Genomic DNA, 15174 nt, shown 5'->3' on the forward strand with positions numbered 1-15174 from the left:
GCATGGACGCGTCAGTGCCGGTGTAGTCAATCACAAGACGTCCGGCATCGAGAAGCTCGGGGTTCTGTCGCCCAGCCTGCGAACCCGCCCGTCACCGGATTTTGGGACACTCGCCGCGCTGCGCTCACGCCCGCATTCCAGCCGGTGAGACCCGACGCGGCCGGTAGCTGCGGCGGCCGGGGCATGACGTCCGTCACATTTTTCTTCCCAGTCGAGCCAAAGCCGTCACGGGACGTCTGGCGGCATACCCGTGTAGGGCGGGCGGGTCGGCTCGGGCACGGCCAGCCCGCAGCGGATCAGCTCGTCGCGCGGAACCCGCTCGATCCGGTACCGGGTGAACTTCGGCGAGTGCAGCACGTTGGACAGGAACCGTCGCGGGCCCATCGGAGCGCGCACCGAGCCCAGCACCGCCGCGGTGTCGGGGCAGCGCAAGGCGGCCTCGGCCTGGGCGATCCAGTCCTGGTCCAGATAGCCCGGGATCAGCGGGTACCACTTGACCCACGGGCCGTCGGCCACCACGAAGTCCCGGAACAGGTCCTTGTCGTGGCCGATCCGGCCGTGCTGCAGCCGTTCCGTGTGCGCGGCGATCGGGTTGGCCAGCCCGATCTGGTCGAGCAGTCGGACGTCGAGGCCGGTGTTCATGCCCAGCATGCCCAGGTTGGTGAAGAAGACGGTATGGGGCCCCGGTGTGCCCGGAGCGGGATCGGTCGGGACGCCGATGCCCGGGGGCGGCGGCAGGATGACCGGGACCACGTCCCACTGGTCGTAGTTGCCCGACGGCAGCAGCAGCGCCCCGTCCGGGGTCGCCGCGATGGTGGTCAGCACGGCACGCATTCGCGGATAGCCGAGATAGTCCGCGGCGGTCAGCGGATGCGCGTTTCCGACCGCCTGTGAATAGAAGCGGCGCTCGTCGACGATCCCGGAGTAGGTCACGCGGGTGGCGTCGTCACCCATTCCGGGCGAGTTGGCTGCCCACAGCGCCCAGCCGGCCACCGCCAGCCACAGCAACCCGACGGCGCCGCTGAGCGGATAGCCGGCCTCCCGGTGATAGCGCGCACCGTCGGGCAGCAGCACCGGAATGACCGCCACCGGGGCCAGCATGCAGAACAGCGGTGCCAGCAGCACCCGGCCGTGCATGAAGTCGCCGCCCTGGCGCACCCAGTAGGCCGCCTGCAGCAGTCCGCTGACCACAAAGAAACAGACCACCGCGCCCGGGCTCTGCACCAGCCGGGCCCAGGCGCCGACACCGTGCGGCACCGGACGGCGGGGCCGGTGACGGACCGCGGCGCCCACCCACAGCGCCGCGCCCAGCGCCGACAGCAGCACACCGGGCACCCACAGCGCGTAGGGGGCGTTGAAGTTCGCCAGGTAGATCATTCCCTGCGACCACTTGTCGCCGGCCGCGTCCTTGGCCAGCGCGGTCCCCGGTACCAGCAGGCCGTAGTAGCCCATCCGGAAGATCTGGTAGGCCACCGGCAGCGCGCCGCCGGCCACCAGGATCAGCGCCCGCGGCCGCCATTCCCGCGGCGCCGCGATCAGCAGCATGATCAGCGCGCCGCCACCGATCAGCGCCAGTTCGGGGCGGATCAGCACGCTGGCGCCGGCCACGAAAGCCAGGCACGCCGTGAAAAGGGCTCCGCGGGCCCGGGATCGCGGCATCCGCAGTGCCTGCGCCCAGCAGACCAGCATCCACCACAGCAGGCCCAGGTAGGCCAGCACCAGGCCGGCCTCCAGACCGGAGGTGGCGAAGTCCCGGGCGGGGGGCAGCGCGATGTAGACCAGCGCCCCGGCCGGCAGCAGCAGCGCCCGCCGGCCCTGCAGGCCCGGCGCGTAGAGCCGGGTGGCGCCCAGCATCAGCATCGCCACCCCGGCCAGACTGAGCACCAGCGCGAACACCAGCGCCACATACTCCATGCGCACCGGCCCGCCCAGCCAGCTGCCGACGTACATCAAATAGGTCCACGCGGTGGAGGTGTTGGCCTCCACCCGTTCCCCGGCGTTGAACACCGGCCCGTTACCGGCCAGCAGGTTGCGCACGGTGCGCAGCACGATCAGGCCGTCGTCGGAGATCCAGCGCCGCCGCCACGCGCCGACACCGAACAGCAGCGTCACCGCCGCCACCCCGGCCCACGAACTCAGCCGCACCGAGGGGCTGTAGGCGACCGCGGGCCAGCCCAGCGGCCGGACCCGACGGTCCGGCGCTCTGCCGATCCCGGCCCCCCAGGCCGAGCTAGCCGAAGGCGACGGCCGCACCGATGGTTCCGATCCAGGCCAGTGCCATCAGCTGCAGCACCCGGTCACGCCGCAGGATGTCCTCGGCTTCACCGGCCATCCCGCCGTCCACGTCGACCGCGTAACGCAGCACTCCGATGACGATCGGGATGATCGTCACCGCGAACCACGAACCCGATCCGCTGTCGCGCTCGAACGCGTACAGGCTGTAGCAGACCACCGCCGCAGTCGCCGACATCGTCCAGACGAACCGCAGGTAGGTGCTGGTGTAGTTCTCCAGCGATCTGCGGATCTTGGCGCCGGTCTGCTCGGCGATCTGGAGTTCGGCGTAGCGCTTGCCGGCCGCCATGAACAGTGATCCGAACGCCATGACCAGCAGGAACCACTGCGACAGCGGGATGCTGGCGGCCACCCCGCCGGCGATAGCCCGGATCAGGAAGCCCGACGAAACGATGCAGATGTCCAGCACCGCTTGATGTTTGAGGCCGAAACAGTAAGCCAGCTGAATGGCGAGGTAGATCGCCATCACCAGAGCCAGATTCGGGGTCAGCCACCAGGAGATGCCCAGCGACGCCGCCGACAGCAGCGCCGCCAGGGCGTAGGCGAACCCCACCGGCACCACTCCGGCGGCGATCGGCCGGAACCGTTTGGTGGGGTGAGCCCGGTCGGCTTCCACATCCTGGGCATCGTTGACCAGGTACACCGCCGATGCGGCCAGGCAGAACACCACGAAGGCGATCAGCGACTTGCGCGCCAGGTCGGCGTAGTCATAGTGGACGCCGCCGCCGAGTGCGGCCAGCGGCGCCGCCAGCACCAGCACGTTCTTCACCCACTGGCGGGGCCGAATCGCCTTGACGATTCCAGCCAGCAGGTTCGCCGGCGGGCCGATCTCCTGCGTTCGATCGTGCGTTTCTGCGCTCATGCCGAGTCTCCAGAGTTGTCCAGGCGGGTCGCGGCCGCGGCGACGACGGCTCCGACCAGCACGCCGGCGGCGACATCGCTGGGATAGTGCACGCCGAGCACCATGCGCGACAGCGCCATCGGCGGCACCAGGACCGCCGGCAGCGCCCGTGCCGGAAGCCCGGCCGCCCGGCCCAGCAGGATGGCCGCCGCCGCGGTGGAGGTGGCGTGCGCCGAGGGGAAGCTCAGTGCGCTCGGAGTGCCGACGTTGATCGCGATCGCCGGGTGGTGCGGGCGTTTCCGGCGCACGATGCGCTTGATGACGACCGCGGCGGCGTGCGCGGCCAGGGTGCCGGCGCCGGCCACCAGCCAAGACCGGCGCCGCTGGGGCTGGGCCAGCGCGCCCAGCGCCGCCACCGCCAGCCAACCCAGGCTGTGTTCGCCGAAGTGCGACAGGGCCCGCGCGGCCGGCAGCACGCCGGGCCGGCCGGTGAATGCCGACTGCACGGCGACCAGCACGGCGTCCTCGCCGTGCGGAGGTACCGCGTCGGGGTCGATGCGGTCTTGGGCGCCGCTGAATTCGGTCATGCCGACTTGGCACTGTCGGGCAGCAACACCGTCTCCCACTGCTGTTTGCTCGCCAGCGTGGGCAGCGCCCGGCGGTAGGTCCGGCGCAGGGCGTCGAACCGGCGCGCCAGCTGGTACTGGCGGCGCAGCGACTCGCGCAGCAACGAGAACATCTTGTCCCGGTCCCGCTGCCGGTAGACCACACCGCGTCCGTCGGCGGTGGTGACGGTGACGCCGTCCTGGGTGCACAGCAGGAACCACCGGGCGTCCTGGGTGGGCACGTTGAGCTGCGGGCGGCGATGATGCTCGGGCTCGGTGCCCTTGAGGTTGTGCAGGATGCCGCGAGCCAGCCGGTAGCCGATGGACAGCGGCTGCACCGGTGGTCGCATCGGCTTGCGACGCTGCGACGGGGCGGGCAGCTCGCTGGCCGCCGGCAGCACCACCGCGTCGGGGTAGTTCTTGCGCAGCGCGTGGATGTCCGGCAGCGCCGACTCCAGGATCGAGAAGATGTGCTCGGGGCCGGCCATGAAGTCGTCCAGCGCCTTGTTCTGCACCGCCACCGTCGAATACTCCAGGCAGGCAAGGTGTTTCAGGGTTGCCTTGAGGTGGCTGCGGATCAGCCCGGCGATGTTGCCGTCCCAGTGCAGGGCCGCCACCATCAGCCGGTTCCGCAGGTGGAAGTAGGCCTGCCAGTCGATCGCGTCGTCCTTGTCGCTCCAGGCCATATGCCAGATCGCCGCGCCCGGCAGGGTGACAGTCGGGTAGCCGTGCTCACCGGCCCGCAGCCCGTACTCGGCGTCGTCCCACTTGATGAACGACGGCACCGGCTGGCCGATCTCCTCGGCGACCGCCCGCGGGATCATGCACATCCACCAGCCGTTGAAGTCGACGTCGATGCGCCGGTGCAGGTCGGGGCTCTCGGCCAGCGAGTCGGTGGCGAAGTTGTGGTCGTACTCGGTGTGCGGGGCGTTGGTCCACATGAAGACGCTCGAGTCGACCACCTCGCCCATGATGTGCAGGTGCGACGGCTCCTGCAGGTTGAGCATGTGCCCGCCCACCAGGGTGGGGGTCTTGGCGAATCGGTTCAGCGCCAGCGCCCGCAGGATCGAGTCCGGCTCGATGCGGATGTCGTCGTCCATGAACAGGATCTGTTCGCAGCCGGTGTTCTTCAGCGCCTCATACATCACCCGGCTGTAGCCGCCGGAGCCGCCGAGGTTGGGCTGGTTGTGGATCGAGAGCCGCTCACCCAGACCGGCGGCCGCCTCCGCGAAGCCGGGATGGTCACGGACCTTGCGGGTGCCCTGGTCGGGGACGATCACCGCGCTGATCACCTTGTCGACCTCGGGGTCGGAGGTCAGGGCCAGCAGTGCGTTGACACAGTCGTCGGGCCGGTTGAAGGTCGGGATGCCGACGGCGATGTCGGCTCGCCCGGGTGCCTCGGTGGGGGCGTACCAACCGCCGCCGTGCAGCGTGACCGCGGTGTCGGTGGTGATGTCGAACCAGATCCAGCCGCCGTCCTCGAACGGTTGCAGACCCACCTCGAACTCGATCACAGCAGGCTTGTCATCGACGGAGGTGAACGGCTTGCCGTCCACCGCGATCCGCGCTCCGGTGGCCTTGGAGCGGTAGACGTCCACCCGCCCGGACCCGGTCAGTTCCAGGTGCAGCACCACCGACTCGACCGTCGACCAGCGCCGCCAGTAGGAGGCCGGGAAGGCGTTGAAGTATGTCGCGAACGACACCTCCGACTCCTCGCCGATCTCCAGGCTGGTGCGGGTGAGCGGGTGCGCTCGCCGGTTGTTGGTCTCGGACTCTTCGATGTAGAGCTTGCGCACATCCAGCGGCTCGCCCTGGCGCGGCAGGATGATCCGCGAAAGCCGGCTCACCGCACGCGAACTGTCGGTCATGCCTTACTGCCCTCCCCCAGCGGCACCCCGTCGAGTAGGTGCGGCGCCAGGATGTTGTCGTACATGTTCAACGCACTGGCGATGGCCATGTGCATGTCCAGATATTGGTAGGTGCCCAGCCGCCCACCGAAGAGCACCTTCGCCGCATCCATCTCGGCCTTGGCGCGCGCCCGGTAGGACGCCAGCACCGCCCGGTCCGCCTCGGTGTTGATCGGATAGTAGGGCTCGTCGGCGTCGTCGGCGAAGCGCGAGTACTCCCGCATGATCACCGTTTTGTCGGTCGGGTAGGACCGTTCCGGGTGGAAGTGCCGGAACTCGTGGATGCGGGTGTACGGCACGTCGGCGTCGTTGTAGTTCATCACCGGAGTGCCCTGGAAGTCTCCGGTGTCGAGCACCTCGAGCTCGAAGTCCAGGGTGCGCCAACCCAGCTTGCCCTCGGCATAGTCGAAGTATCGGTCCAGCGGTCCGGTGTAGACGACCGGCGCGTCCGGGCTGGCCGCCCGGAGTTCGTCGCGGACGTCGAACCAGTCGGTGTCGAGGCGGACCTCGATGCGCTCGTCGGCCGCCATGTTCTCCAGCCAAGCGGTGTAGCCGTCGACCGGCAGGCCCTCGTAGGTGTCGTTGAAATAGCGGTTGTCGAACGTGTAGCGCACCGGCAGCCGGGTGATGTTGGCGGCCGGGAGTTCCTTGGGATCGGTCTGCCACTGCTTGGCGGTGTAGTCCTTGACGAACGCCTCATAGAGCGGTCGGCCGATCAGGCTGATCGCCTTCTCCTCGAGGTTCTGCGCATCGGCGGTCGCGATCTCGGCGGCCTGCTCGGCGATCAGCGCGCGGGCTTCGTCGGGGCTGAAGTAGCGGCCGAAGAACTGCGACACCAGACCCAGCCCCATCGGGAACTGATAGGCCTGCCCGTCGTGCATGGCGAACACCCGGTGCTGGTAGCCGGTGAACTCGGTGAACTGCCGCACGTAGTCCCAGACCCTCTTATTAGAGGTATGGAACAGGTGCGCGCCGTACTTGTGGACCTCGATGCCGGTCTGCGGTTCGGCCTCCGAGTAGGCGTTGCCGCCGATGTGCGGGCGCTTCTCGAGCACGAGGACACGCTTGCCGAGCTGCGTGGCTACGCGCTCAGCGATGGTCAGGCCGAAGAATCCGGAACCCACGACGAAGAGGTCAAAACGAGCGGTCATCGGCGCCTAGGGTATCCGACCAGCGGCCACGAGCATCGTCGGCGCCCCGCCACCCCGGCGTGCACCCTGCCCCTGGCCGCGCCGCCGCCCCTCTGCCTGTCGGCCTCTGGCCGCCGTTCACGCCGCGAGATCGCGGCCAAGCAGCGAAAACGCGCCGATCGGCTGCGTCAGTGCGATCTCGGCGCGACCGATGCCCCAACCGCCGAAAGAAGGGTTGGTCGCGGTTTCCTCACGATTCGATCTCGTCACTCTTTTCACACGAGTCACACGCGTACCGTCGATCACGTAAGGCCGAAGCAGGGCCCGATGTAAGTGCAGTAAGCGCCTGAAGACCCCGGGAAGCCGGGGCCGGACGGCAAAACATATTGAGGAGACTTCCGTGCCGAACCGACGTCGACGCAGGCTCTCGACCACTATGAGCGCAGTCGCCGCCCTAGCGGTCGCGAGTCCGTTTGCAGTCATTGCCGTGTCCGAGCTGACGGCCCACAACAGCGCCCCGCAGCACCGCGAGTTCGTCGCCGCCGCCTCGGTGGCCGACCTGCCCGGTGAGCTGATCAGCGCGCTGACCCAGGGCCTTTCCCAGTTCGGGGTGAACCTTCCCCCGATGCCGGGCAGCCTCGGCGGCACGGGCACCATGCCCGGGGCGTACCCCGCCACGCCCGGGACGTACCCCGGCCTGACCTCGCCGGGCCTCACCCCCGGCCTGACCTCGCCGGAGCTGTCCCCGGGGCTGACCTCGCCGGGGTTGACCTCGCCGGGGCTCACCGACCCGTCGCTGACCACGCCGTCACTGTCCACGCCTCCGCTGGGCACGCCGGGGGTGTCGACCACGTCGGGCCTGACCTCGCCGGGGCTGACCACGCCGTCGCTGGGCACACCGGGACTGACGACACCCGGACTGACCACGCCGGGTCTGACCGACTCGTCGCTGACCAATCCGTCGCTGACCAGCCCGGGATTGACCAGCCCCGGATTGACCAGCCCGGACACCGGCCTGCTCGGGTCCGACGGTCTGCCGATCACCTCTCCGGTGGGCCTGGACCCCGGCCTTGACGGCACCTACCCGATCCTCGGCGACCCCTCGCTGGGTATGCCGGAGAGCGGCGGTAGCGGCGGGGTCGTCAGCGACCTGATGAGCGCCGCCAACCAACTCGGCGCCGGGCAGGCCATCGACCTGCTCAAGGGTGTGGTGATCCCGTCCATCGCGCAGGCCGCGCAGGGTGCCGGGCCGGCCGTCGCCGCGGCCCCGCCGCCGGTGCCGGCCCCGTAACAAGATCTAGTAACAGCACAACGGAGCTTGTTGCCCAACGGCACCGCAGAGTCAGCCCGCACCCGGCGGGCACCAGGGACTCTGCGGTGCCGTTAACAATGCGCCTGCACCAGTAGTCGCGTGTCGCATCACCAACAACACATGACACATACGTAACATCAGCACGTGCCAACTCGTCGTCGTCCCCCGCCGACGATCAAGCTGACGGCTACCGTCGCGACGGTGCTGATCCTGCCGTGGGCACTGGACTCCGGGTCGGGATTCAGATCGGCTGACGCTCCCCCCAGCGCCGCTGCGACCAAACTGAACCAGCAGCCGCTACCGGATCTGGAGCCGGGTGTCACCATCCGCGAGATCACCCAGGACGAGCCGTTCACCATGGTCGCGCTCACCGGCGCGGACCTGACCGGCACCTCGGCACGGATCCGCGCCAAGCGCGCCGATGGGACGTGGGGTCCGTGGTACGCCACCGCGCACGAGGTCAAGCAGGAGGCGCCGGGACCCCGGCCCGCGGATGCGCCCGCTCCCGGACCGGACGGCACCGAACCGGTGTTCGTCGGCCGGACCACGGCCGTGCAGATCGCGGTGACCCGCACCGATCCCAAGGCCCCTGTGGCAAAGGGCAAACCCAAGTCCAAAGGATCGGCCAAACCGGAGCCGAACCCGAAGAAGGCCCCACCCAAGCCCGACCTCGGCTATGTGCCGGCCACCGCGGCGCAACCCTTCGCCCAGAACGTCTCCGCGGTGCTGATCACGCCCCCGAAAGCTCCGGTCGACGCACAGTGGTCGCCGCCGAACGCGGTGCTGGCCCCGGGCCAACCGCCCAACATCATCCCGCGCAGCCGCTGGGGCGCCGGCGCCTACGGCCGGTGCGGCAAACCCGTGGAGAGCGGCCCGGTGCACGCCGCGGTGGTGCACCACACCGCGGGCTCCAACGACTACTCCCCCGAGGATTCCGCGGACATCATCCGCGCCATCTACGCCTACCACACCCGCACCCTGGGCTGGTGCGACATCGGCTACAACGCGCTGGTGGACAAGTACGGCCAGGTCTTCGAGGGCCGGGCCGGCGGCGTCACCAAGGGCATCATGGGCAGCCACGCCGGCGGATTCAACAGCCACACCTGGGGGGTGTCGATGATCGGCACCTTCGACGACGCGCCTCCACCGCCGGTTCAGCTCGAGACCGTCGGCCGGTTGCTGGGCTGGCGGTTGGGGCTGGACCGCACCGACCCGCGCGGCATCGCCCAGCTGACCTCCGCCGGCGGCTCTTTCACACACTTCCCGCGCGGCGCTGCGCTGACGCTGCCCTCGATCATCGGCCACCGCGACGTCGACGAGACCGAGTGCCCCGGCGACCAGGGATACGTGGCGCTCAACGAGATCCGGGAGATCGCCGCCCGGTTCGGCGAACCACCCGGCCCCGAAGACCTCGCCCGGTCGATGGAGGGCGGTGCCATCCACACCCGCTGGCTGGAGCTCGGCGGCGCGGAGGGCGTGCTGGGGGCGCCGACCTCTCCGGAGGCGGTCGCCGAGGGACTTGCGCGCTACGCCACCTTCGAGCACGGCGCGGTGTACTGGTCCCCGGACACCGGAGCGCAGCCGATCACCGGGGCGATCTACGACGCCTGGGCGTCGCTGGGCTACGAGCGCGGCATGCTCGGACTGCCCACCAGCGCCGAGCTGGCCGAGCCCGAATGGGTGGGCCAGAACTTCCAGCACGGCACCCTGAACTACAACCGGGCCAGCGCCACCGTCTTCCGGGTCGTCGACGGCCGCGCCGAAGCGCTGCCCCCGCCGCCGCCGGACGGCCCGCCGGTGCAATTGGAGCGCTTCTCGCGGGTGGTCGATCCGTTCGCGGTCGGTTAGCGCCCATTGCGCAGTCGCCTAGCCCATTGACTCTGCGCGCAGGGCGGGAAAGTTCGAGTGACCCCCGCCGTCAGCGCAGAGTCAACGCAGAAAAATCCGCTCCAGCACCCGCGCCAGGCCGTCGTCGGTGTTGGGTGCGGTGATCTCCGCGGCGGCGGCCAGCACCTCGGGGTGCGCGTTGCCCATCGCCACGCCGTGCCCGGCACGCACCAGCATCGGCAGGTCATTGGGCATATCCCCGAACGCCACCACCTCTTCGACGCCGATCCCCAACGGCGCGATCACCTCCTCGAGACCGCTGGCCTTGGTGATGCCCGCGGGCACCACCTCGATGAGTCCGTTGTTGGTGGAATAGGTCATCTCCGCGGCGGTTCCGATGTGGGGCGTCAACTGCGCGGCCATGTCGGCGCTGGTCGCCCCCGCCTTGCGGATCAACAGCTTGATCGCCGGCTGGGACAGCAGGTCGGCCAGGGAGACCTCGGTGTTGTCCGGGTTGAGCCAGGCGTGCTCGTAGCCCGGTGAGCTGACGAACTGGGGGGTGGCCGCGTCGTGTGCGCTCTCGCCGATGCGCTCGACCGCCAGACCCGCGCCCGGGATGACGCGGCCGACGACCTCGGCCAGCTTGACCAGGGTGTCGGCCGAGAGCGTGCGCGCCGAGATCACCCGGTCGGTGGCCGGGTCGTAGAGCACCGCCCCGTTGGCGCACACCGCCATGGGGGCGAACCCGAGCGCGTCGACCACGGGGCGAATCCAGCGTGGCGGGCGCCCGGTCGCCAAAACAAACCCGGAGCCAGCGTCAATGGCCGCATGCACCGCGGCCCGGGTCCGATCGGTGATGTTCTCGCTGTCGTCGAGCAGGGTGCCGTCGACATCGCTGGCGATCAGCGCGGGGATCCGGTGCTGCGGCAGTGCCATCAATGGGGGCTCCGCCCGGGCAGCACCCGCCGACGCCGGCCGCCGTCGGCCCGCTCCAGTCGTCTGCGATCGCGTTCGGCCAGCTCGGCTTCACGCAGTTGCTGCGCTTCGGCCGGGGTGGGTGCGCTGCCGCCGAGCCGGCGCGGCACCCAGTGCGCCCCGGCGGGGTGCGGATACTCCAGTTGCGCCTCCTCGAGCATCGCGGCCATGGTGTTGTGCAGCTCAGCGGTGGTCGCCTCGATGTCGGCGGATGCGGCCATCGGTCGGCCGATCTTCGTCAGCACCGGAATATTGTTGCGCCACAGCTGCTTCGGGTGATCCTTTGTCCAGACCCGGTGGATACCCCAGACGATGACCGGGATGAGCGGGACCCCGGCGGTGTGGGCCATCCGCGCGGCACCGGTCTTGAAGTCCGTCAGCTCGAAGCTGCGGCTGATGGTGGCCTCCGGATGCAGCCCGACCAGCTCACCGTCGGCCAGCCGCTGCACCGCCACATCGTAGGCACCGGCCCCCGCGGAGCGGTCGACCGGGATCAGCTTGATGTGCTTGATCACGTAGTTGACCACCGGTACCTCGGTCATCTCGACCTTGATCATGAACCGCAGCCGGCGCCGCCGTCGCAGCGCGGCGACCGATCCCGGATACCAGTCCAGGTAACCGGTGTGGTTGAAGGTCAGCACCGCCCCGCCGCGTTCCGGAATGTTCGCCAGGCCGTCGATGGTCACGTGCGGCCCGTTGAACTTCACCAGCCGCGGGACCACGATCTCCAACGCTCGGAAAAAGGGTTCAGCCATGCTCAGTGCTCCGTGCGCTCCGCGCGTATACGCCTGCGTTCCGCCAATTCGCGCTCATCCAAAACCCTAGCCGCTTTCGGGGTGGGCGCGCCGCCGCCGAGTCTTCGCGGCACCCAGTACTCGCCGGCGGGATGCGGGTAGTCCTGCTGCACCCGGGCCAGCATCGGCTCCATCTGTGCACGCAGGCGCGCGGTGAGCGTCGCAGCGTCACCCGACGGGGCCAGCGGCTCGCCCGCCATCACGGTGATCGGAATTCCGCTGCGGATCAACCGCGCCCTCGGGTGATCCTTGGTCCACAGCCGGTGGGCGCCCCAGACGATCAGCGGAACGATCGGCACCTGCGCCTCCAGCGCCATCCGGGCGGCCCCGGACTTGAACTCCTTGAGCTCGAAGCTGCGGCTGATGGTGGCCTCCGGGTAGACGCCCACCACCTCACCGGAGCGCAGTGCGTCCACCGCATTTCGGTAGGCGCCGGCCCCGGCCCCGCGGTCCACCGGAATGGTGCCGGTGTGGTTGATCAGGAAATTCACCACCCGCACCTGCTGCATCTCTTCTTTGATCATGAACCGCATCCGACGTCCCCGGCGGTAGGCCGCCAGCCCCGCGGGCAGGAAGTCCACGTAGCCGGTGTGGTTGATCGCTATCACCGCGCCGCCGGTGGCTGGGATGTGTTCCAGGCCGACGTAGTCGATCGCAGCGCCGGTGATCTTCACCGCGCTCATCGCTGCGAGTTCCAGCGCCCGGAAAACCGGCTGCATGCCAGCCTCTACTCCGCGGTGCCCGTCGGGCTCGGCGGCTGCTGCTCGCGGGCGGCGCGCTCCTGGGCCTTGCGCGCCAGTTCGGCGGCGTCGAGCTGCGCTGCCTCAGCGGGCGTGGGGGCACCGCCGCCCAGCCGGTGCGGCACCCAGAACGCCCCGGCCGGATGCTCCGGGTAGGCGTCCTGCACCTGCTCGAGCAGGTGCAGCATGCGGGTCTGCAGCAGCGCTCGCAGGTCCTCGACCGGCAGGCTCGGCGGTATCGGTTCGCCGATCGCCACCGAGATCGGGATCTTCGTGCGACCCAGCTGCTTGGGGTGGTCCTTGGTCCAGATCCGTTGGGCGCCCCACACGATGTGCGGGATGATCGGCACCTGCGCCTCTACCGCCATCCGGGCGGCGCCGCTCTTGAACTCCCGCAGTTCGAAGCTGCGGCTGATGGTCGCCTCCGGGTAAACGCCGACCAGTTCGCCGGCCTGAAGGTATTCGACCGCGGAGGCATAGGCGTCCGCGCCCTGGCTGCGGTCCACTCCGATGTGCCGGCAGCCGCGCATGATCGGGCCGGTGAACCGGTTGTCGAACATCTCCTGCTTGACCATGAAACGGATCCGGCGCCGCGGCTTGCCCAGGTAGGCGGCCAGGCCGGCGAACGCGAAGTCGAGATAGCCGGTGTGGTTGATCGCGATCACCGCACCGCCGGCAGGGGGCAGGTTCTCCGCGCCGGTGACGTTGATCTTCAAGCCCTCATAACGCCACAGCGTGCGCGCAGCGGTAGCGACACTTCCGTACCAAAGCTCCACAGCGTCCAAGCCTAGGCGATGACGCCGCCCATGCCGCCGCTAAGCTCGGGTGGAGTCTCTAGAGCGTCGGGAGAAGGTACAAGTGCAGGTCACCAGCGTCGGGCACGCCGGCTTCCGGATCGAAACCGCCGCGGGCAGCATCCTGTGCGACCCGTGGGTCAACCCGGCGTACTTCGCGTCCTGGTTTCCCTTCCCGGACAATTCCACCCTGGACTGGGACGCCCTCGGCGACTGCGACTACCTCTACATCTCGCATCTGCACCACGATCACTTCGACCCCCAGCACCTGGCGGCCCACGTCAACAAGGACGCGGTGGTGCTGTTGCCCGACTACCCGGTGCCCGACCTGCGCCGGGAGTTGGAGACGCTGGGTTTCCACCGGTTCTTCGAGACCACCGACTCGGTGCGGCACACCGTGCGCGGCCCCAAGGGCGACCTGGACGTGATGATCATCGCGCTGCGCGCCCCCGCCGACGGCCCGATCGGCGACTCGGGGCTGGTCGTCTGCGACGGGCAGACCACCGTTTTCAATATGAACGACTCGCGCCCGATCGACCTGGACGTGCTGGCGGCCTTCGACACGATCGATGTGCACCTGCTGCAGTACTCCGGGGCGATCTGGTACCCGATGGTCTACGACATGCCGGAGCGGGCCAAGGAGGCGTTCGGCACCCAGAAACGCCAGCGGCAGATGGACCGCGCCCGCCAGTACGTCGCCCACGTCGGCGCGACCTGGGTGGTGCCGTCGGCCGGCCCGCCGTGTTTCCTGGATCCCGAACTGCGTTTCCTCAACGACGACCACGGCGATCCGGCCAACATCTTCCCCGACGAGATGGTGTTCCTAGACCAGTTGCGTCGCAACGGACACCACGGCGGGCTGCTGATGATCCCCGGAACGACGGCCGGTTTCACCGGGCCGCAACTGGATTCGCTGACCCACCCGCTGCCGGACGAGGACGTGGAGGCGATCTTCACCACCGGCAAGGCGGACTACATCGCCGCCTACGCCGAACGGATGGCCCCGGTGCTGACGGCCGAGAAGGCGTCCTGGGCGCCGGCGGCCGGGCCGGCGATGCTGGAGCCGCTACGGGAGCTGTTCGAGCCGATCATGGCCCGCAGCAACGAGATCTGCGACGGCATCGGCTATCCGGTCGAGCTGGTGCTCGACGGGCCGGGTCACACCGAGACCGTTGTGCTGGACTTCCCCAAACGCATGGTGCGCGAGCCGATCCCGGGCGAGAAGTTCCGCTACGGCTTCGGTATTCCGCCCGAGCTGGTGCGCACCGTGCTGCGCGACAAAGAACCGGACTGGGTCAACACCATCTTCCTGTCCACCCGGTTCAGGGCGTGGCGAGTCGGCGGTTACAACGAGTACCTCTACACGTTCTTCAAATGCCTCACCGAGGACCGGATCGTCTACGCCGAAGGCTGGTTCGGTGAAAGTCACGACGACTCCGCGATGATCACGCTGGGCGACTGGCAGATTCAGCGGCGCTGTCCGCACATGAAGGCCGACCTGTCGAAGTTCGGGGTGGTCGAGGGCGACACCCTGACCTGCAATCAGCACGGCTGGCAGTGGGACCTGGGCACCGGCCGCTGCCTGACCGCCAGGGGCCACGAGTTGCGCTGCGAGAAGCTGTGACCGACTGCTACGACGACGGCCGGGTGGCCCTGGACAGCCAGGCGATCACATTGCGCCGCTACCATTTTCCGTCCGGCACGTCGAAGGTGATCCCGCTGTCGGCGATCCGCGGCTACCACGCCGAGCCGCTGGGCATGCTGACTCACCGGTTCCGGATCTGGGGCAGCTCGGACCTGCGGCGCTGGCTGCCGCTGGACGTCAAGCGGCCGGTGCGCAGCACCCTGTTCACCCTGGAGCTGCAGGGCTCACCGTGGCCGCGGCCAGCGTTCACCCCGGCGGATCCGGACAGGTTCCGGGCACTGCTCGACGAGCTGCTGGCGGGCTAGTGTCCTG

General features: G+C 69.3%; 14 protein-coding genes. 4 read left to right on the forward strand and 10 right to left on the reverse strand.

Annotated elements, in window-relative coordinates; all coding sequences use genetic code 11:
* Positions 1 to 225 precede the first annotated feature (225 nt).
* The 6 genes from aftB to AWC16_RS24345 form a co-directional block, all read right to left on the reverse strand.
* Positions 226 to 2253, reverse strand: coding sequence for a terminal beta-(1->2)-arabinofuranosyltransferase (aftB, locus tag AWC16_RS12480; RefSeq protein ID WP_085265072.1), 2028 nt, complete (start codon positions 2251 to 2253; stop codon positions 226 to 228).
* Positions 2231 to 3154: a decaprenyl-phosphate phosphoribosyltransferase gene (locus tag AWC16_RS12485; protein WP_085265073.1), complete on the reverse strand. Its 924-nt coding sequence runs from the start codon at positions 3152 to 3154 to the stop codon at positions 2231 to 2233. Before AWC16_RS12485 ends, aftB begins: the two co-directional genes overlap by 23 nt.
* Positions 3151 to 3720, reverse strand: a complete 570-nt coding sequence (locus AWC16_RS12490; protein ID WP_085265074.1) for a phosphatase PAP2 family protein — start codon at positions 3718 to 3720, stop codon at positions 3151 to 3153. Before AWC16_RS12490 ends, AWC16_RS12485 begins: the two co-directional genes overlap by 4 nt.
* Positions 3717 to 5606 (reverse strand): glycosyltransferase, encoded by a 1890-nt coding sequence (locus AWC16_RS12495; protein WP_085265075.1) that lies wholly within the window; start codon positions 5604 to 5606, stop codon positions 3717 to 3719. Before AWC16_RS12495 ends, AWC16_RS12490 begins: the two co-directional genes overlap by 4 nt.
* The gene (gene glf / locus AWC16_RS12500) at positions 5603 to 6796 is read right to left on the reverse strand and encodes a UDP-galactopyranose mutase (protein ID WP_085265076.1); all 1194 of its coding nucleotides are present in this window, start codon (positions 6794 to 6796) and stop codon (positions 5603 to 5605) included. The genes AWC16_RS12495 and glf overlap by 4 nt, the downstream gene beginning before the upstream one ends.
* Positions 6797 to 6913: 117 nt before the next feature.
* The gene (locus tag AWC16_RS24345) at positions 6914 to 7063 is read right to left on the reverse strand and encodes a hypothetical protein (RefSeq protein WP_165759218.1); all 150 of its coding nucleotides are present in this window, start codon (positions 7061 to 7063) and stop codon (positions 6914 to 6916) included.
* Between the two features lie 112 nt (positions 7064 to 7175).
* On the opposite strand from AWC16_RS24345, the gene AWC16_RS12505 reads away from it, so the two are divergent.
* Both AWC16_RS12505 and AWC16_RS12510 read left to right on the forward strand, forming a co-directional pair.
* Positions 7176 to 8066, forward strand: coding sequence for a hypothetical protein (locus AWC16_RS12505; protein WP_085265077.1), 891 nt, complete (start codon positions 7176 to 7178; stop codon positions 8064 to 8066).
* A 165-nt stretch (positions 8067 to 8231) separates the two neighbouring features.
* Positions 8232 to 9935: an N-acetylmuramoyl-L-alanine amidase gene (locus tag AWC16_RS12510; protein WP_085265078.1), complete on the forward strand. Its 1704-nt coding sequence runs from the start codon at positions 8232 to 8234 to the stop codon at positions 9933 to 9935.
* 81 nt (positions 9936 to 10016) lie between these two features.
* On the opposite strand, the gene AWC16_RS12515 is transcribed toward AWC16_RS12510, so the two are convergent.
* Genes AWC16_RS12515 through AWC16_RS12530 form a run of 4 tightly spaced genes read right to left on the reverse strand, consistent with a single transcriptional unit; the run spans position 10017 to position 13199 of the window.
* Positions 10017 to 10850 (reverse strand): Cof-type HAD-IIB family hydrolase, encoded by an 834-nt coding sequence (locus AWC16_RS12515; RefSeq protein ID WP_085265079.1) that lies wholly within the window; start codon positions 10848 to 10850, stop codon positions 10017 to 10019.
* Positions 10850 to 11644 carry a lysophospholipid acyltransferase family protein gene (locus AWC16_RS12520; RefSeq protein ID WP_085265080.1) on the reverse strand — a complete coding sequence of 265 codons (795 nt, stop codon included), beginning with the start codon at positions 11642 to 11644 and terminating at the stop codon, positions 10850 to 10852. The genes AWC16_RS12515 and AWC16_RS12520 overlap by 1 nt, the downstream gene beginning before the upstream one ends.
* 2 nt (positions 11645 to 11646) lie before the next feature.
* The gene (locus tag AWC16_RS12525) at positions 11647 to 12402 is read right to left on the reverse strand and encodes a lysophospholipid acyltransferase family protein (protein ID WP_085265081.1); all 756 of its coding nucleotides are present in this window, start codon (positions 12400 to 12402) and stop codon (positions 11647 to 11649) included.
* Between the two features lie 8 nt (positions 12403 to 12410).
* Positions 12411 to 13199 (reverse strand): lysophospholipid acyltransferase family protein, encoded by a 789-nt coding sequence (locus AWC16_RS12530; protein WP_085265082.1) that lies wholly within the window; start codon positions 13197 to 13199, stop codon positions 12411 to 12413.
* Positions 13200 to 13281: 82 nt separating this feature from the next.
* On the opposite strand from AWC16_RS12530, the gene AWC16_RS12535 reads away from it, so the two are divergent.
* Entirely contained in the window at positions 13282 to 14841 is a 1560-nt protein-coding gene (locus tag AWC16_RS12535) for a Rieske 2Fe-2S domain-containing protein (protein ID WP_085265083.1), read from the forward strand.
* The gene (locus AWC16_RS12540; RefSeq protein ID WP_085265084.1) at positions 14838 to 15167 is read left to right on the forward strand and encodes a hypothetical protein; all 330 of its coding nucleotides are present in this window, start codon (positions 14838 to 14840) and stop codon (positions 15165 to 15167) included. The genes AWC16_RS12535 and AWC16_RS12540 overlap by 4 nt, the downstream gene beginning before the upstream one ends.
* Positions 15168 to 15174: the final 7 nt, after the last annotated feature.

The sequence above is a fragment of the Mycolicibacter longobardus genome, from assembly GCF_002102265.1.
GTDB classification, from domain to species: Bacteria; Actinomycetota; Actinomycetes; order Mycobacteriales; family Mycobacteriaceae; genus Mycobacterium; species Mycobacterium longobardum.

Excerpts from the sequence above, each read along its gene's own strand:
- AWC16_RS12495 (WP_085265075.1), bottom strand. The coding sequence starts at position 5,606 with ATGACCGACAGTTCGCGTGCGGTGAGCCGGCTTTCGCGGATCATCCTG.
- AWC16_RS12525 (WP_085265081.1), bottom strand. The coding sequence starts at position 12,402 with ATGCAGCCGGTTTTCCGGGCGCTGGAACTCGCAGCGATGAGCGCGGTG.
- AWC16_RS12490 (WP_085265074.1), bottom strand. The coding sequence starts at position 3,720 with ATGACCGAATTCAGCGGCGCCCAAGACCGCATCGACCCCGACGCGGTA.
- AWC16_RS12515 (WP_085265079.1), bottom strand. The coding sequence starts at position 10,850 with ATGGCACTGCCGCAGCACCGGATCCCCGCGCTGATCGCCAGCGATGTC.
- AWC16_RS12485 (WP_085265073.1), bottom strand. The coding sequence starts at position 3,154 with ATGAGCGCAGAAACGCACGATCGAACGCAGGAGATCGGCCCGCCGGCG.
- AWC16_RS12520 (WP_085265080.1), bottom strand. The coding sequence starts at position 11,644 with ATGGCTGAACCCTTTTTCCGAGCGTTGGAGATCGTGGTCCCGCGGCTG.
- glf (WP_085265076.1), bottom strand. The coding sequence starts at position 6,796 with ATGACCGCTCGTTTTGACCTCTTCGTCGTGGGTTCCGGATTCTTCGGC.